The organism is Pseudomonas sp. H3_C08, from assembly GCF_054669455.1.
Genome location: NZ_CP162803.1, coordinates 3,506,866 through 3,524,253, shown reverse-complemented (window position 1 = coordinate 3,524,253; position 17,388 = coordinate 3,506,866). Strand labels below are relative to the sequence as shown.

Genomic DNA, 17,388 nt, shown 5'->3' with positions numbered 1-17,388 from the left:
CCTAGAACTCCAGCTCAGCGCTGAAATACATCACCCGACGCTCGTCGTAATTATTGTCGACGAAGGTGGTCGGCTCATGGTCGAGGCGCTGTTGCAGCACGCCGGCCAGTTGCAGCTGGGCTTTGCCCAGCGGGATGCGTTTGGCGATGCGCGTGTCGACCCGCTCGAAACGGTAGCCATTGAGCGCGTTGTCGCCGTAATAGAAGAGGGCGCTGTTCCAGCCATGGCCCCAATCGCGCAGCCAACCGGCCGAACCGCTATTGCGTGAGGTGAATTGTTGATCCAGCGGATTGCTCGCTTCGGCATCGACGAAGGCGTAGGTGAACCGTAAGCGGTCGGCCAGGCTCACGCGCCAGTCGAGCTGGGTTTCGGTGCCACGAAACCGCGAGCTGTTGGCGTTGCTGGCGATGTATTGGTTGTTACGCAGCGGCTCACTGATCATTCCGGTGATCTCGTCGTAGAACAGCTTCACATCCAGGGCCAGGCCCAGCTCGGCGAAGTAGCCGTTGTAGCCCAGCTCCCGCGAGCGCATGTGCTCCTGATCGAGATCGCCCGGGCCGCGCGTCTTGACGAAGTACCGCGCCGACGACTGGCCGTAAGCTGAAGGCCGCAGGTTGCTGACCTGATAGCTCCAGTTGACGTTGTTCTCGAACATGTCCGGCGAGCGGATCGCTTCCGAGTAAACCGCGCGCAGGCCGTGGCGCGGGTTGATCAGGTAATTGACGGCAAATCGCGGGGTCAGCGAACTGCCGATCAGTTGCGTGTCTTCAAACATCGCACCGCCCTGCAACAACCAGTGTTCAGTGGCACGCCATTCCAGTTGGCCGAACGCGCGCCACGTGGTGTCGTCCAGTGTGCCGTTGAAGTAGGTTTCGGAGTCGGCGCGGTCGTAACGATAGTTCATACCGCTGACCAGACGCAGGCTGTCGGACAGGCTGAGGGTGTCCTGCACTTCGAGGTCGTAACGCGATTCCCGTGCGCTCTGGTCGATGTCGCCGCACAGGGTGCGACTGGCGCCGTTACGCCATTGCTCGAGCACCTGATTGGCCAGGGCCATTTCCTGCGGGGTGCCGGGCGCAGCGCCGGGGCCGGTGAAACGGGTGATGTTGCGCGCCAGGCGTTCGGTGTAATTCGGGTTGAGTTGCCACAGTTGCGTCAGTTCGGGGCTGAACGACACCTCGGCATCGCAGGCGCGCCAGGTTTGCTGACGATCCCAGTGTTGCGCCGAGCCTTGTATATAAAGGCTGTGTTCGGGGTTGATGTCGAGGTTCCAGCGCACCGAGCCGGCGTAATCCTTGGCGACCACGTCGGAGTTGTTCCCGGCGGCAGTAATCCCGGAAAACACCGGACGATAGGTGTACGGCCGCTGGTTGCTGCCGTCCTTGGCGTTGACCTGCCAGTCGAGGCTCTGGTTATCGCTGAGGGTGTGGCTGACCGCGAGACTGAAACGGTTCAAGCGCCGGCTGTCGCGATAATCGGCGCCGCTGCGATCGCTGTCGAAGCCGTCGTCTTCTTGCCCGGACAACGACAGACGCAAGTCGCCGCCATTCCAGCCGGTGCCCTGGCTGGCGTAGAAATCGTTGATGCCGCGCTGACCACGGGTGTACTTCAGCCGCGTACCGTGGCTGTCCATCGGGTTTCGCGTGATGATGTTGACCACCGCCATCAGCGCGTTGGCGCCGTAGCTGACAGTGTTGGGGCCGCGAAAAACTTCGATGCGCTCGATGTCTTCCATGGCCACCGGAATATCGCTCCAGTCCACCGTGGACAAACCGGCGCGGTACACCGAGCGACCGTCGATCAGCACCTGCATGCGCCGCGCTTCGCTGGCGTTGGTGCCGTGATAATTGACCGCCGCCTGATTGCCGCTGATGTTGCCGACCATCATCCCCGGCACCAGTCGCAGCAGTTCGCTGATATCGCGGGCACCGCTGGCGTGGATCAGTTCGTTGTCAATTACGGTCATGCTTCCCGGCACTTCCGCCGGTGTCTGCTTCAGGCGCGTGGCGGTCAGCACCTGGGGCAGTGCTTCGTTGTCCATGAACAGGTCGTCCGCCATTAATACCGGGCTGAACAGCAGCGCCAGTAAGACGGACGAACGCGGGGATGCAGAGCCAAAAGACACGACACAACCTTGATAGCGAAGAATTGGCGCGCATGTTAACCGAGGGCAGCGACATTTCCAGTCACGTTGCAGGCATTTTCCTAGGTTTTATTGGTCTTCTTCCTACAAGTGTCGGTAATTGTTGCTGGGGCTGGCCGCGCGTTGGCCGCCCCGTATAATGCCGGCATCGCCACTGGTATGGATTAACGGATTGCATATGACTGAACAGCGCCCGATTGCGGTCCTGGGAGGCGGAAGTTTTGGTACCGCCGTGGCCAATCTTTTGGCCGAGAACGGCCATCAAGTCCGGCAGTGGATGCGTGACCCCGAGCAGGCCGAGGCCATCCGGGTCAATCGCGAAAACCCGCGTTACCTCAAAGGCATCAAGATTCTGCCGGGGGTGACTGCCGTCACCGACCTGCAGGAAACCCTCGACGCCTGCGATCTGTGCTTTGTCGCGCTGCCGTCCAGCGCGTTGCGCACGGTGCTTGCCGCTCACGCCGAGCGGTTGAGCGGCAAGATGCTGGTCAGCCTGACCAAAGGCATCGAAGCCCAGACCTTCAAACTGATGAGCCAGATTCTCGAAGAAATCGCCCCGCAGGCGCGCATCGGCGTGTTGTCCGGGCCGAACCTGGCGCGCGAGATTGCCGAACACGCACTGACCGCCACCGTGGTCGCCAGCGAAGACGAAGAACTGTGTAAAGCCGTGCAAGCCGCGCTGCACGGTCGTACCTTCCGTGTTTACGCCAGTGCTGACCGTTTCGGTGTCGAGTTGGGCGGAGCGTTGAAAAACGTTTACGCGATCATCGCCGGCATGGCGGTGGCGCTGGAGATGGGCGAGAACACCAAGAGCATGCTGATCACCCGGGCACTGGCGGAAATGACCCGTTTTGCCGTGAATCAGGGCGCTAATCCCATGACCTTCCTCGGTCTGGCCGGTGTCGGCGATCTGATCGTGACTTGTTCGTCGCCGAAGAGTCGCAACTATCAAGTCGGTTTTGCGCTGGGTCAGGGCTTGAGTCTCGACGAAGCGGTGTCGCGACTTGGTGAAGTCGCTGAAGGGGTCAACACCTTGAAGGTGCTCAAGGCCAAGTCTCATGAAGTCGGTGTGTACATGCCACTGGTCGCCGGGCTGCATGCGATCCTCTTTGAAGGACGCACGCTGGAGCAGGTGATCGGTCTACTGATGCGGGCCGAGCCGAAAACCGACGTCGATTTTATTTCCACCAGTGGTTTCAACTGATTCAGCACGGAGCAAGTCATGAACGATCCGAAAACCGAAGCCAAGTACGAATCCATCCTTCTGCGTGTGTTGTGGATGATCGTCTACGTGCTGGTCTGGCAAGTGGCGCAGTTCATCCTCGGCGCGGTGGTGCTGGTGCAACTGATCTATCGTTTGATCTATGGCGCCCCGAACGCCAGCCTGATGAATTTCGGCGACAGCCTGAGCCAGTTTCTGGCGCAGATCGGCCGTTTCGGCAGTTTCCACAGCGACCAGAAACCGTGGCCGTTCGCCGACTGGCCAACCCCGCGTACTCCGGAAGGTGAAGCGCCGCACGCCGTCGCACCGGCACCGCATCCGGTTCGAGATGAGGAACCCAAGCTATGAAACTCTGGGTATTGCGTCACGGTGAGGCCGTGCCTTACGGCTCGTGTCCCGACTCCGAACGGGAACTGACCGATCACGGCCGTAGAGAAGTCTTGAACAGCGCGGCCCATTTGATCGGCCAGCCGCTGACGGCGATCTACGCCAGTCCTTATCTGCGCGCGCAACAGACTGCGCAGATTGTTCGTGAGGCGCTGGGTTTCGAGCCGGAGATTCGCACGGTCGAGTGGCTGACGCCGGAGACCGACCCGGACAAGGTCACCGATCAACTGGTGTCGGTGAGCAACGTCCTGCTGGTCAGTCACAACCCGCTGGTGGGCAATCTGCTGAGTTATCTGCAACATGGCGCCGGGTATCCGCCGGAGAAGGTCAGTACTGCCGGGTTGGCTGAGCTTGAAAGCGCAGAGCTGCTGATCGGCTCGATGACCCTTAACAGCCTCAAACATCCATAACGCTGGTTCCTTGTGGGAGCGAGCCTGCTCGCGAAAGCGGCGTGTCATTCATCATTTATGTGTCTGACAGCCTGCATTCGCGAGCAGGCTCGCTCCCACATTGGTTTCTGCGTAAACCATGAAATTATTTGTGTGAATTTTCCAACCAAGCACTTGCTTGGTTGACTACGCTTGCTCCAGACCCAAAAAACAGGAGCGAGTCGCATGTCTGCCGCCTTCCGTTTGCCGCTGGACGTGTTCTACGAACGTGAAGCCCGGCACCCGCGCCAGCGCTTCCTCGTGCAGCCCATTGGCGGCGGCCAGGTCGAGACGCTGAGCTGGGCCGACGTCGGCCATCAGGCCCGCTGCGCCGCACATTGGTTGCGTGCGCGGGAGTTGCCGCAGGGCAGCCATATCGCCCTGATCTCTAAAAACTGCGCGCACTGGATCATCGCCGACCTGGCGATCTGGATGGCCGGGCACGTCTCCGTTCCGCTGTATCCCAACCTCACCGCCGACTCTGTCGCGCAAGTGCTCAATCACTCGGAAAGCGTCCTGGCATTCATCGGCAAGCTCGACGACTGGCCGGGCATGTCCAAAGGCGTGCCGGCGGATCTGCCGACCATTAGTCTGCCACTGCACCCGCCCGGGGATTTCGATTTTACTTGGGCCGACTTGCAGCGCAGTTCGCCGATTCAGGATGATCCCCGTCCGGCGGCCGAGCAATTGGCGACGATCATTTACACCTCCGGCACCACCGGCCTGCCCAAAGGCGTGATGCACAGTTTTGCCAATCTCGGTTTCGCCACGACGCGCGGCACGCAACTGTTCGGGCTTAACGAGAACGATCGATTGCTCTCGTACTTGCCGCTGTGCCACGTCGCCGAGCGCATGTTCGTAGAACTGGCGTCGATCTACACAGGGCAGACGGTTTTCTTCGCCGAGAGCCTTGAGACCTTCATCACTGACCTGCAGCGAGCGCGGCCGACCGCGATGTTCGGTGTGCCGCGCATCTGGACCAAATTCCAGATGGGCGTGTACAGCAAGATCCCGGCAAAACGTCTGGATTTTCTTCTCGGTCTGCCATTCATTGGCAAGCGCGTTGGTCACAAGGTACTGGCAGGCCTGGGGCTGGATGCTTTGCGCGTGGCGTTATCCGGTGCCGCGCCGGTGCCGCAGACCTTGCTCGCCTGGTATCAGAAACTTGGCCTGGATGTGCTGGAGGTCTACGGCATGACCGAGAGTTGCGGCTACTCGCACATCTGCCTGCCGGGGCAATACAAGCAGGGTTGGATCGGCAAGCCGTGCCCGGATGTCGAAGTACGCATCGATGAGTCGGGCGAGGTGCAGGTGCGCAGTCAGGCGAACATGCTCGGCTATTTCAAGGAACCGCAGAAGACCGCCGAAACGTTGACCGAGGACGGCTTTCTGCGCACCGGTGACAAGGGCGAACAGGATGCTGAAGGGCGCCTGCGCCTGACTGGCCGACTCAAGGAGATCTTCAAGACCAGCAAGGGCAAATATGTTGCCCCGGCACCGATCGAAAATCGCTTGGCCGTGCATTCGCGGATTGAACAGGTGTGTGTGGTAGGGGACGGCCTAAGCGCGCCACTCGGCTTGTGCGTCTTGTCGACGGTCAATCAGGAGGAGGGCCGGGCGAGCCTGCATTCGAGCCTGGAAAAACTCCTCGAAGAGGTCAACGCCGTGCTCGACAAGCACGAACGCCTGCGTCGACTGGTGGTGGTCAAGGACAGTTGGGCGGTGGAAAACGGCTTCCTCACGCCAACCCTGAAGATCAAGCGCAACGTCATCGAAGACACCTATGGCGCGCGTTTCGAAGAATGGAGCGAGCGCAGCGAGGCGGTGCTGTGGCAGGATTGAGCGACCACTAAAACAACAAAGGAAGTCTGCGATGAGCTTGTGGCGTACCACTCCGAACATCGAGCAGTTGAACGCAATCCAGAAGAACACCATTGGCGAAGTGCTGGACATCCGCTTCGAAGCGTTCGACGAAGAATCGCTGACTGCAAGCATGGCCATCGACCATCGCACCCATCAGCCCTACGGTTTGCTGCACGGCGGCGCCTCGGTGGTACTGGCAGAAACCGTCGGTTCGATGGCCAGCTATCTGTGCATCGATGCCAGCAAGTTTTACTGCGTGGGACTTGAGATCAACGCCAACCATCTGCGCGGCTTGCGCAGTGGGCGGGTGACGGCGGTGGCTAAGCCGATTCACATTGGTCGCACCACGCATGTGTGGGACATTCGCTTGACCAGTGATGAAGGCAAGGCCAGTTGTGTGTCGCGGTTGACCATGGCGGTGGTGCCGTTGGGTGAGCAGCCACCCTCACCCTAACCCTCTCCCAGAGGGAGAGGGGACTGACCGAGTGGTTTATTCGAAGTACATCGACCTGAGATACCGAGTCGAATCAAGATTCGGAAAAGCATGCAGATCGGCTCCCTTTTCCCCTCGTTCCCCTGGGGGGCGGTCCGACGTTTCGGGAGGGCTGGGGTGAGGGGGACGCGATCTCTCTGACACACCATCACGCTGACCGGACTGTCATCATTCCTGGCAGTTACGGTCATTGCTGTAAGCCGCGGTCTTACGGACAATCAACGCCACGTTTCCCGCTCATGGATTTGCCAGCATGTCGCAACCGATCTTTTTCGCCCACGCCAACGGTTTCCCTTCGGGCACCTATGGCAAATTGTTCGCGGCGCTGGCGCCCGAGTACCGGGTTGCGCATCTGGAGCAGCATGCCCATGACCCGCGTTTTCCGGCGGATGACAACTGGTACAACCTCGTCGACGAGTTGATCCACCATTTGCAGCAGCAGGATCAGCCGGTGTGGGGCGTCGGCCATTCGTTCGGCGGCGTACTGCACTTGCACGCGGCGCTGCGTTGCCCTGAGCTGTATCGCGGCGTAGTGATGCTCGATTCGCCGGTGCTGACCCGCACTGATCAGTGGGTAATCCGCGCGGCCAAGCGCTTTGGCTTCATCGACAGACTGACCCCGGCCGGCCGCACGTTGGGCCGGCGCGAAGAGTTCGCCGACCTCGACAGTGCGCGCAGCTATTTTGCTGGCAAGACGCTGTTTCGCGGCTTCGATCCGGAATGTTTCGACGCCTACCTGCAGCACGGTTTGCACAAGGTTGGCGACAAACTGCGCCTGCGTTTCGACCCGGCCACCGAGATCAGTATCTATCGCGGTGTGCCGCACACCAGCCCTGGCCGTACCGGTCAATTGCAAGTGCCGCTGGCGGTGGTGCGCGGGCACAAGAGCCGTGTGGTCATGCGCCATCACACCCGTTTCGTTTCGCGTCTGGCCCAGGGCGAGGCGCTGAGCATGCCTGGCGGCCACATGTTCCCGCTTGAGCGTCCGCAGGACACCGCGCGGTTGTTGAAGAATCTGTTTACCCGTTGGGAGCACCGTCAGAACAAGGATTGCGCATGAGTCCGACCTTCGAAGAAGTGCGCCTGAGCCTGCCGCATATCGAACTGGCCGCGCATTTATTCGGGCCCGAGGACGGGCTGCCGGTGATTGCACTGCATGGTTGGCTCGACAATGCCAACAGCTTTGCCCGATTGGCGCCCAAACTCAAAGGCTTGCGCATCATTGCGTTGGACATGGCCGGGCACGGGCACTCCGGGCATCGGCCGAACGGCGCCGGCTATGCGCTGTGGGATTACGCCCATGACGTGCTGCAAGTCGCCGAACAACTGGGCTGGAAGCGTTTCGGCCTGCTCGGGCATTCGATGGGTGCCATCGTTTCCATGGTGCTGGCGGGTTCGCTGCCGGAACGCATCAGCCATCTGGCGCTGATCGACGGCGTCATTCCTCCTACAGACAAAGGCGAAAACGCCGCCGAGCGCATGGGCATGGCCCTGCAAGCGCAACTGGATCTGCGCGAGAAGCGCAAACCGGTTTACAACACCCTCGACCGTGCCATCGAAGCGCGCATGAAAGGTCTGGTGGCGGTCAGCCGTGAGGCGGCTGAATTGTTGGCCCAGCGCGGTCTGATGCCGGTGCCCGGCGGTTACACCTGGCGCACCGACAATCGCCTGACCCTGCCATCGCCGCTGCGTCTGACCCAGGAACAGGCAATGGCTTTCGCGCTGCGGGTCAGTTGTCCGGCGCAGCTGGTGGTCGCGGCTGACGGCATGCTCGCCAAACATCCGGAGCTGCTGGAGCGTCTACCCTTTAGCCGGGAACAGTTGGCGGGCGGGCACCATTTGCACCTGAACGACGAGGCGGGTGCCGGCCTTGTAGCAGACTGTTTCAATCGGTTCTTCGCCATTCCTTGACTTGCTGCGGGCAACTGTCGAGGCTGGGCGGGTTGAAATGGGAGACAACTACGATGGATTTCTATACCGCTGCGACCTCGAATCATCCAGCATTGCCGATCCGATGAGCCTGACTATGCGGTCACTCAGTCTGTTGGCACTGTGCTGTTTCAGTACCGTTTCGTTCGCCGCCGATGTGCCGGGCAGTCAGGATCTGCAGATCGTGCCGCGTCTGGCCGATGCACAGATCGTCGACTACCGCCCGCCTGTGGAGCTTGAGCGGATCTATCCGCTGGGCTCGATCCGCAAGATCAGCGGGCAGCTGCGTTTCGACGGCCAGGTCACCGCCCGTGGCCAGACCACTTCGGTGACCTACGAGTTGCCCCCCGAACACTCCGCCACCGAAGCCTTTACTGCCGCTCGTGAAGCCCTGCAAAAGCAGGACGCCGAATTGCTGTTCTGGTGTCAGGCGCGTGATTGCGGTGAAAGCAGCCTGTGGGCCAACGAGGTGTTCGGCAACGCCAAGTTGTACGGTGCTGACGAACAACAGGCGTATCTGTTGTTGAGACTGGCCGCACCGCGTGACAACACGCTGGTGGCGCTTTACAGCATCACGCGCGGCAATCGCAAAGCCTATCTGCATGTCGAACAGTTCGAGGCGGCTGCACCGTTGGGTGAGCTGCTGCCGACCTCGGCGACCCTGTTGCGTCAGTTGAAAAGCACCGGTGAACTGGATTTTCCTGATCGCGTGAATGATCCGGACGATACATGGCTACGCCTGATTTCCCGTGGCCTTAATCTCGATACGACGTTGCGCGTGACGGTGTCCGGGCCGAAAGCCGAGGCATGGCGACAGGCCCTGATCAATCAGGGCGTGCGGGCGGCACGCATGGAGACCGGCAGTGTTGAAGGCTCTGGCCTGCGCATCGATCTGTTGCGTTAAGCTGTTTCGGGCGAGCACGAACTGCGTGTTCGCCTACTCTTTGCCTGACTGACTTTTTCGAGACCTTACATGCTCAATAACGATCGCCTGCTGGTGCAGATCCTGCTGCTGGTGTTGTTTGGTGCCAGCCTGTGGGTGATGGCGCCGTTCTGGTCGGCCCTGTTCTGGGGCGCGGTGCTGGCATTCGCCAGTTGGCCGCTGATGCGTCTGTTGACCCGCTGGCTCAATGGCCGTGAGTCGCTGGCTGCGGGGATTCTGACGCTGGGCTGGATGCTGCTGGTGGCCGCGCCGCTGGTCTGGCTAGGGTTCAACGTGGGGGATCATGTGCGTGATGCCACGGCGTTCATCAAGGATGTGCAGGTCGACGGTCTGCCGGAAGCGCCGGTGTGGCTGGGGACTTTGCCGTTTGTGGGCGAGCGCCTGGTCGGGCTGTGGAACAGCATCGATCAGCAGGGCGCCGCGCTGATGGTGTCGATCAAACCTTATCTGGGGCAGGTCGGTAACTGGCTGCTGGCGCGCAGTGCGCAGATTGGTGGCGGGATTCTCGAGCTGACGTTGAGCATTGTCTTTGTGTTCTTTTTCTATCGTGACGGGCCACGGTTGGCGGCTTTTGTGCACAGTTTGCTGGAGCGCTTGATCGGGGATCGCGCGGGCTATTACATCGAGCTGGTCGCCGGGACTGTGCAGCGGGTGGTCAACGGGGTGATCGGCACGGCGGCGGCGCAGGCGGTTCTGGCGTTGATCGGGTTTTTGATTGCCGGGGTGCCGGGGGCGCTGGTGCTCGGGATTGTCACCTTCCTGTTGAGTCTGATTCCGATGGGGCCGCCGTTGGTGTGGGTGCCGGCCACTGCCTGGCTGGCGTGGAAGGGTGAGTACGGGATGGCGGTGTTTCTCGGGATCTGGGGGACGTTTGTCATCAGTGGGGTGGATAACGTGCTCAAGCCGTATTTGATCAGCCGCGGGGGGAATTTGCCGTTGGTGATTGTGTTACTTGGGGTGTTTGGCGGGTTGATTGCGTTTGGGTTTATCGGGTTGTTTATCGGGCCTACGTTGTTGGCGGTGGCTTATAGTTTGTTGACGGATTGGAGCAAGAGTCAGGGGCGGGTTGAGGATCGGCGGTAGCTGTTTTGGGTTTTGGGTTTGGGTGTATATCCATTGCTGCGGTAACGGCTGCTTAGGGTTCCGCCCTTACGGCGGGTCACCTTTTCCAAACGCCGAAAAGGTAACCCAAAAGGCTTGCTCCTGCGTGCGGCCCGCTCGCTGGGGCTCGGGGTTCCTTCGCTGCGGGATCGATCCGGGCGCAGCGCCTACGGTTTGCTTCGCTGCACCTCCTCTCGCTGTGTTTGGCTGCGCCAAACGGTCGCTGCGCTCCCACGCCCGGATCAATCCCTCCACTCAGCCTTCCGACGTCGCCTGTGGATCAAGATCAAGAGCAGGCGAGCTGACACTCGGCCTATTGAGTGGTGAAGAGCGCGGGTGTTCGGCTTTTGATTTGCGTTGTTGCTGCCCCTCACCCCAGCCCTCTCCCGAGGGAGAGGGGGCTGAAATGTGTGCTTTTCAAAGCCTCAGTTCGACGCGGTATCGCACGTCGGCGTACCTCTCCCAAACACCTCGATCAGTCCCCTCTCCCTCTGGGAGAGGGTTAGGGTGAGGGGCTTTTGATCTGTTCCAGAATCTGAGTTCGACTCGGTATTTCAAGTCGGCGTAGCTCTCCCAAACACCTCGGTCAGTCCCCTCTCCCTCTGGGAGAGGGCTAGGGTGAGGGGCTTTTGATCTGTTTCAGAATCTGAGTTCGACTCGGTATTTCACGTCGGCGTAGCTCTCCCAAACACCTCGGTCAGTCCCCTCTCCCTCTGGGAGAGGGCTAGGGTGAGGGGCTTTTGATTGTCTGCGGCAAATAGTGTCTTCGACTCAAGTCGCCACATTCAAATACTTGCCCACCGACGCCGTTTTCTCCAGCGAGTACTGTTTGCTCAGATTGGCAATCATGCGGTTCAGGGCTTCGGTGGTGCTCTGGGTAGAAGCGGTCTGTTCTTCATCCGGCCGTTCTCGCCCTGCCTGTAAAGCCGCTTTCAGCTCGTCGCTGCTTACACCGCCGCTGCTGTCGCTATCGAGCACCTTGAGCAGCGCGGCACTGGTGTCAGTGCTGGTGGTTGAAGTCGCGCTGTCGCTGGCTTGCAGTGCGCTGCTGAGTTCTGTCGCGGTCACGCTGCCGTCGCCATCCGCATCAAGTTGGCTGAACAGTTCGTCGCTGTTGATGTGTGGCGGCGGTGGAGGTGGCGGGGTCAGGCTGGCGGTGAGTTCGTCCTGGCTGACGGTGCCGTCCTTGTTCTTGTCGAGGGCGGAGAAGATTTCGTTGCTGTCGGCAGTGCTGCCGGCGCTGGTCAGGCCGCTGCTCAGTTCGTCGCTGCTGATGGCGCCGTCACCGTCGCTGTCGAGGGCGCTGATCAGGGCGTCGGCGAGGTCAGTGTCCGGTGCTTGATCGTGTGGCGGTGGCGGGGGCGCCATGGCGGTCAATTCTTCGGCGCTGAGGCTGCCGCTGGCATCGCTGTCCAGATCGCCGAACTGTTTACTCAGGTTGACCAGCAGGCCGTCGTCGGATTTCTGCGACAGGGCGCTTTTCAGTTCGTCCTGATCCACCGCGCCGTCGCCGTTGCTGTCGAGTTTGGCGAACAGTTCTTTTTGCAGTTGCTGGCTGCGGGCGTTTTGCGTGGAGGTACTGCTGGTGCTGGTATAGCTCGTGTAGTTGCTGACGCTACCAATCATCGGACTCACTCCCTGGAATGGAAAACCGGTGGGTGTACCGGCTTATGCAGCGTCGGGGCGCAAGTTGTCGGGGGTATGTGGGATTTGTACCGGTGGGTACACACGATGGAATGAACACCAAATACCTTGTAGGAGTGAGCCTGCTCGCGATAGCGGTTTATCAGTGACATTTACTGTGACTGACACTCCGCTATCGCGAGCAGGCTCACTCCTACAGGTGGATTGTGTGTTTCTCAGGTGCGCGGCAGGCGAATGATGGCGGTAAGGCCGCCGCCGGGGGTTTCTTCTAGGTTGAGCTGCCCACCCAAACGCTGGGCCGCTTCGCGGGCAATCGTCATACCCAGCCCGACGCCGCCTGAGTTGCGATTGCGCGAGCCTTCCAGCCGATAAAATGGTTCAAACACCGCTTCACGCTTGTCCTCGGTGATCCCCGGGCCGTGATCGATTACGCGGATCAGCAGTTGCTCGCGCTGATCCTGCAATTCGATGCGTGCCTGGCCGGCATAACGCAGGGCATTGTCCATGAGGTTGTTGAGGCACGAACGCAGCGCCATCGGCTGTACCGGCAACGGTGCGCAATGGCCGCTGACCTGTACGTCGGCGCCTTGATCCTGCGCGTTTTCGCACAGTGATTCGACCAGCGCCTGCACATCCATCAATTGCAAGGCTTCGCTGGTGCGCTGTTCGTGCAGGTAGGTGAGGGTGGCGTCGAGCATGCCGATCATGTCGTCGAGGTCCTGGCGCATCTGGCCTTGCAGCTTTTCATCGCTGATGTTTTCCAGGCGCAGTTTCAGGCGTGACAACGGTGTGCGCAGATCATGGGAAACCGCGCCCAGCATCCGTGCGCGCTGCTGCACCTGTTCGCGAATGCGTTGCTGCATCAGGTTGAAGGTGTAGGCGGCTTGTCGCGATTCCCGCGGGCCGGACTCGTCGAGTGGCGGGCTGTCGAGGTCTTCGCTGAGGCGTTCGGCGGCGTCGCTCAGGCGCTGGATCGGGCGACTGAGCAGTTTGGCGCCGTACCAGGCCGCGATCATCAGCGTGATGAATTGAAAGGTCAGCGGCACCACCGGGCCACCGAACCACGGACGCGGTGGCCGTGGCGGGTAGCGCGGATCATGTGCCATCGGTTGCCCTTCGGCGCCTTGAGAGAACTCCGGTGGCGGCGGGGGCGGCGGTGGCCCGTAGTGGTGGAACCAGGCGAACGCCAGCAGGTGCGCCAGGACAATCGCCACGAACAGCACGCCAAACAGACGCCCGAACAGCGTGTCGAAGCGCGCCCGCATCAGCCGATGTCCCGCGCGTCGAACAGGTAACCCTCACCGCGCACGGTTTTGATCAACTGCGGGGCTTTCGGGTCGTCGCCGAGTTTCTGCCGCAGACGCGAGACCAGCAAATCGATGCTGCGGTCGAAGGCTTCGATCGAGCGGCCACGGGCAGCATCGAGCAGTTGCTCGCGGCTGAGTACCCGACGCGGACGTTCGATAAACACCCACAGCAGGCGGAATTCGGCGTTGGACAGCGGCACCACCAGACCATCGTCGGCGATCAGCTGGCGCAGGACGCTGTTCAGACGCCAGTTGTCGAAACGAATGTTCGCCCGCTGTTCGGTTCGATCGTCGCGCACCCGGCGCAGAATGGTTTGAATGCGCGCGACCAGTTCGCGTGGCTCGAACGGTTTGGCCATATAGTCATCGGCGCCCAGTTCCAGGCCGATGATGCGGTCGGTCGGTTCGCAACGGGCGGTGAGCATCAGGATCGGGATGTCCGATTCGGCGCGCAGCCAGCGGCACAGCGACAAGCCGTCTTCGCCGGGCAGCATCAGGTCCAGCACGACAACGTCGAAATGCTCGGCGAGCAGCGCCTGACGCATCGCCGCGCCGTCGGTGACGCCGCTGGCGTGGATATTGAAGCGCGCGAGGTAGTCAATCATCAGCTCGCGGATCGGCACGTCATCATCGACGATCAGCGCGCGAATGCTCCAGCGCTTGTCGTCTTTAGGCTCATCCGTCGCGGTCATTTGGGTGTTGTGCATGAGGCTGTTCATCTGCCAGTAGGCCGCCAACCACAAAAGATGGGCTGCGAGGTTGTGGTTTCAGCATAGGCGTCCGGCCGTGAGGCGGGAAGTGCTGATGTAAGGACGTATTGCGGCTGGCGAGGCTAGCGCGGGTGCTTGTTGCTGGCGTGTCGGTTGTGTATCGGAGTCGACACAATAGCAGCGAGCGCTATGCTGATCACGGCCAGCGCGACGATTTACCGATCATCGGGTGCCGCGCTGCCGCCGGTTCCGCTACAATGCGCGCCGATTTCGACCTGCCTGAGAGCCCATTCATGTCCGCCTGCCAGACTCCTATCATCGTCGCCCTGGATTTCCCTACCCGTGACGCCGCACTGAAGCTGGCCGACCAGTTGGACCCGAAGCTGTGCCGGGTCAAAGTGGGCAAGGAACTGTTCACCAGTTGCGCCGCCGAAATTGTCGGCACCCTGCGTGACAAGGGTTTTGAAGTATTCCTCGACCTGAAATTCCACGACATTCCCAACACCACCGCGATGGCCGTGAAAGCGGCTGCCGAGATGGGCGTGTGGATGGTCAACGTGCATTGCTCCGGTGGTATGCGCATGATGGCCGCTTGCCGTGAAGAGCTGGATAAACGCAGCGGCCCGCAGCCGTTGCTAATCGGCGTGACCGTGCTGACCAGCATGGAGCGCGAAGACCTGGCCGGTATCGGTCTGGATATCGAGCCACAAGAGCAAGTGCTGCGTCTGGCCGCGCTGGCCGAAAAGGCTGGCATGGACGGTCTGGTGTGCTCGGCGCTGGAAGCCTCGGCACTGAAAACTGCGCACCCTTCGCTGCAACTGGTGACCCCGGGAATTCGTCCGGCGGGCAGCGCGCAGGACGATCAGCGCCGCATTCTGACTCCGCGTCAGGCGCTGGATGCCGGTTCCGATTATCTGGTGATTGGCCGTCCGATCAGCCAGGCGGCGGATCCGGCGCAGGCGCTGGCTTCGGTCGTAGCCGAAATCGCCTGATCAGGCACCGCAAAACCCTGTAGGAGTGAGCCTGCTCGCGATAGCGGTGTGTCAAACAACGGTAATGTTGACTGACACACCGCTATCGCGAGCAGGCTCACTCCTACATTTGTTTTGTGGTGGTTTTAGATTTTCAACACCAACTTGCCGAAGTTCTCACCGCTGAACAATTTCATCAGCGTTTCCGGGAAGGTCTCCAGCCCTTCGACGATATCTTCCTTGCTCTTGAGCTGCCCCTTGGCCATCCAGCCGGCCATTTCCTGCGCGGCGCTGGCGTATTGCGCCGCGTAATCCATCACCACAAAACCTTCCATCCGCGCACGGTTGACCAGCAACGACAGGTAGTTGGCTGGCCCCTTGACCGCTTCCTTGTTGTTGTACTGGCTGATCGCGCCGCAGATAACCACCCGCGCCTTCATGTTCAAACGGCTCAACACCGCATCGAGGATGTCGCCGCCAACGTTATCGAAATACACATCGACGCCTTTCGGGCATTCGCGTTTAAGCCCGGCCACGACATCTTCGGACTTGTAGTCGATGGCACCGTCAAAACCCAACTCATCAATAAGGAATTTGCACTTGTCGGCGCCGCCGGCAATGCCAACCACGCGGCAGCCTTTGAGCTTGGCAATCTGCCCGGCGATGCTGCCCACTGCGCCCGCTGCACCGGACAACACCACGGTGTCGCCGGCCTTCGGTGCGCCGACATCCAGCAGGGCGAAGTAGGCGGTCATGCCGGTCATGCCCAGCGCTGACAGGTACACCGGCAGCGGTGCCAGTTTCGGATCGACTTTGTAGAAACCTCTTGGCTCGCCGAGGAAATAATCCTGCACGCCAATGGCGCCGTTGACGTAGTCCCCGACCGCAAAGCCAGGGTTGTTCGAAGCAATGACTTTGCCTACGCCCAGCGCGCGCATGACTTCACCGATACCGACCGGCGGGATGTAGGACTTGCCTTCATTCATCCAGCCACGCATCGCCGGATCGAGAGACAGGTACTCGTTCTTGACCAGAATCTGGCCCGCCGCCGGTTCGCCGACCGGTACTTCCTGATAGGTGAAGGTCTCGCGGTTGGCCGCTCCCACCGGGCGTTTGGCGAGCAGGAACTGGCGATTGGTCTGGTTGGTCATGGCAGGCACTCGAACGGAATGAAGCCTTGTTGATAGACCTTCGCCGGCATTGGCGCAAGGTTGGCTGATGCGGCGAATGCACGCCGATCCAGTGCAGTGATGATCACCTGGCCGGTTTTATCACTGCGACGCATGGGTACATAAACAGCCATTGGATAGTGCTGACGCTCGGCAGACCTCAATGGCTATGCTGCCATTCCATACATCCCCTGCATCTATCCCTTCGAGGACATAACAATGAGCATGACGTTTTCCGGTCAGGTTGCTGTAGTCACTGGCGCGGCCAACGGCATCGGCCGTGCGACCGCCCAGGCGTTCGCCGCCGAAGGCCTGAAAGTGGTGGTCGCCGATCTGGACGCGGCAGGGGGCGAGGGCACGGTGGCGCTGATTCGTACAGCCGGCGGCGAAGCGACCTTCGTGCGCTGCAACGTGACCGTCGAAAGCGAAGTGAAGAATCTGATGGACGAGGTCATCAATACCTACGGCCGTCTCGACTACGCCTTCAACAATGCCGGCATCGAAATTGAAAAAGGCAAACTGGCCGAAGGCTCGATGGATGAGTTCGACGCAATCATGGGCGTCAACGTCAAAGGCGTCTGGCTATGTATGAAGTATCAACTGCCACTGCTGCTGGCGCAGGGTGGCGGGGCGATCGTCAATACCGCCTCGGTGGCGGGACTGGGCGCGGCGCCGAAGATGAGCATCTACGCGGCGTCGAAGCACGCGGTGATCGGTCTGACCAAATCGGCAGCCATCGAATACGCGAAGAAGAAAATCCGCGTCAACGCTGTGTGTCCGGCGGTGATCGATACCGACATGTTCCGCCGTGCTTACGAGGCCGACCCGAAGAAGGGTGAGTTCGCCAACGCCATGCACCCGGTCGGGCGCATCGGCAAAGTCGAGGAAATCGCCAGTGCCGTGTTGTACCTGTGCAGCGACGGTGCGGCATTCACCACCGGCCACTCGCTGGCAGTGGATGGTGGCGTCACCGCTTTCTGAATCACGCCCAAGAACAACAGCCCGCATTCGTTGCGGGCTTTTTTGTGGGCAGCGGTCAGTTCCGTGAAGCCTCTTAAACAATGTGTATCAAACGGTT

General features: G+C 60.7%; 17 protein-coding genes. 11 read left to right on the top strand and 6 right to left on the bottom strand.

The features are described 5' to 3' along the window. Position 1: 1 nt before the first annotated feature. Positions 2-2,125, bottom strand: coding sequence for a TonB-dependent receptor plug domain-containing protein (locus tag AB4N74_RS16135; RefSeq protein ID WP_460096622.1), 2,124 nt, complete (start codon positions 2,123-2,125; stop codon positions 2-4). A gap of 196 nt (positions 2,126-2,321) precedes the next feature. Between AB4N74_RS16135 and AB4N74_RS16130 the strand changes: the two genes are divergently transcribed. From AB4N74_RS16130 to AB4N74_RS16090, 9 genes are all read left to right on the top strand, one after another. Continuing rightward, on the top strand, positions 2,322-3,347 hold the full coding sequence (locus AB4N74_RS16130; protein ID WP_460096621.1) for an NAD(P)H-dependent glycerol-3-phosphate dehydrogenase: 1,026 nt from the start codon (positions 2,322-2,324) through the stop codon (positions 3,345-3,347). Positions 3,348-3,365: 18 nt separating this feature from the next. Continuing rightward, positions 3,366-3,713 carry a DUF4389 domain-containing protein gene (locus tag AB4N74_RS16125; RefSeq protein ID WP_093442243.1) on the top strand — a complete coding sequence of 116 codons (348 nt, stop codon included), beginning with the start codon at positions 3,366-3,368 and terminating at the stop codon, positions 3,711-3,713. Next, on the top strand, positions 3,710-4,162 hold the full coding sequence (gene sixA / locus AB4N74_RS16120; RefSeq protein WP_093442248.1) for a phosphohistidine phosphatase SixA: 453 nt from the start codon (positions 3,710-3,712) through the stop codon (positions 4,160-4,162). The genes AB4N74_RS16125 and sixA overlap by 4 nt, the downstream gene beginning before the upstream one ends. Positions 4,163-4,366: 204 nt before the next feature. Continuing rightward, on the top strand, positions 4,367-6,022 hold the full coding sequence (locus AB4N74_RS16115) for an AMP-binding protein (protein WP_257355906.1): 1,656 nt from the start codon (positions 4,367-4,369) through the stop codon (positions 6,020-6,022). Between the two features lie 31 nt (positions 6,023-6,053). After that, a complete protein-coding gene (locus tag AB4N74_RS16110; protein WP_093442258.1) occupies positions 6,054-6,497 on the top strand; it encodes a hotdog fold thioesterase in 444 nt (147 codons plus the stop codon). A 292-nt stretch (positions 6,498-6,789) separates the two neighbouring features. After that, positions 6,790-7,596, top strand: coding sequence for an alpha/beta fold hydrolase (locus AB4N74_RS16105; RefSeq protein ID WP_186624782.1), 807 nt, complete (start codon positions 6,790-6,792; stop codon positions 7,594-7,596). Further along, positions 7,593-8,447 carry an alpha/beta hydrolase gene (locus AB4N74_RS16100; protein ID WP_093442267.1) on the top strand — a complete coding sequence of 285 codons (855 nt, stop codon included), beginning with the start codon at positions 7,593-7,595 and terminating at the stop codon, positions 8,445-8,447. Before AB4N74_RS16105 ends, AB4N74_RS16100 begins: the two co-directional genes overlap by 4 nt. Before the next feature lie 115 nt (positions 8,448-8,562). Next, the gene (locus AB4N74_RS16095) at positions 8,563-9,369 is read left to right on the top strand and encodes a DUF4892 domain-containing protein (RefSeq protein ID WP_093442271.1); all 807 of its coding nucleotides are present in this window, start codon (positions 8,563-8,565) and stop codon (positions 9,367-9,369) included. Between the two features lie 69 nt (positions 9,370-9,438). Beyond that, on the top strand, positions 9,439-10,491 hold the full coding sequence (locus AB4N74_RS16090; RefSeq protein ID WP_116256259.1) for an AI-2E family transporter: 1,053 nt from the start codon (positions 9,439-9,441) through the stop codon (positions 10,489-10,491). A gap of 789 nt (positions 10,492-11,280) precedes the next feature. On the opposite strand, the gene xopAW is transcribed toward AB4N74_RS16090, so the two are convergent. The 3 genes from xopAW to AB4N74_RS16075 form a co-directional block, all read right to left on the bottom strand. After that, a complete protein-coding gene (gene xopAW / locus AB4N74_RS16085; protein ID WP_460096618.1) occupies positions 11,281-12,135 on the bottom strand; it encodes a XopAW family type III secretion system calcium-binding effector in 855 nt (284 codons plus the stop codon). A gap of 233 nt (positions 12,136-12,368) precedes the next feature. Next, a complete protein-coding gene (locus AB4N74_RS16080; protein WP_320336517.1) occupies positions 12,369-13,418 on the bottom strand; it encodes a sensor histidine kinase in 1,050 nt (349 codons plus the stop codon). Continuing rightward, on the bottom strand, positions 13,418-14,167 hold the full coding sequence (locus AB4N74_RS16075; RefSeq protein ID WP_016983639.1) for a response regulator: 750 nt from the start codon (positions 14,165-14,167) through the stop codon (positions 13,418-13,420). Before AB4N74_RS16075 ends, AB4N74_RS16080 begins: the two co-directional genes overlap by 1 nt. Before the next feature lie 296 nt (positions 14,168-14,463). Here AB4N74_RS16075 and pyrF point away from each other — a divergent pair, with 296 nt between their 5' ends. After that, positions 14,464-15,162: an orotidine-5'-phosphate decarboxylase gene (gene pyrF, locus AB4N74_RS16070; protein ID WP_175559628.1), complete on the top strand. Its 699-nt coding sequence runs from the start codon at positions 14,464-14,466 to the stop codon at positions 15,160-15,162. Positions 15,163-15,287: 125 nt separating this feature from the next. Here pyrF and AB4N74_RS16065 read toward each other — a convergent pair whose 3' ends face one another. Then, entirely contained in the window at positions 15,288-16,292 is a 1,005-nt protein-coding gene (locus tag AB4N74_RS16065; protein WP_116256262.1) for an NADP-dependent oxidoreductase, read from the bottom strand. Then, positions 16,289-16,444 carry a hypothetical protein gene (locus tag AB4N74_RS16060; RefSeq protein ID WP_175559627.1) on the bottom strand — a complete coding sequence of 52 codons (156 nt, stop codon included), beginning with the start codon at positions 16,442-16,444 and terminating at the stop codon, positions 16,289-16,291. The genes AB4N74_RS16065 and AB4N74_RS16060 overlap by 4 nt, the downstream gene beginning before the upstream one ends. An 85-nt stretch (positions 16,445-16,529) precedes the next feature. On the opposite strand from AB4N74_RS16060, the gene AB4N74_RS16055 reads away from it, so the two are divergent. Beyond that, positions 16,530-17,291: an SDR family oxidoreductase gene (locus tag AB4N74_RS16055; protein WP_007917441.1), complete on the top strand. Its 762-nt coding sequence runs from the start codon at positions 16,530-16,532 to the stop codon at positions 17,289-17,291. The last annotated feature ends 97 nt before the right edge of the window (positions 17,292-17,388 follow it).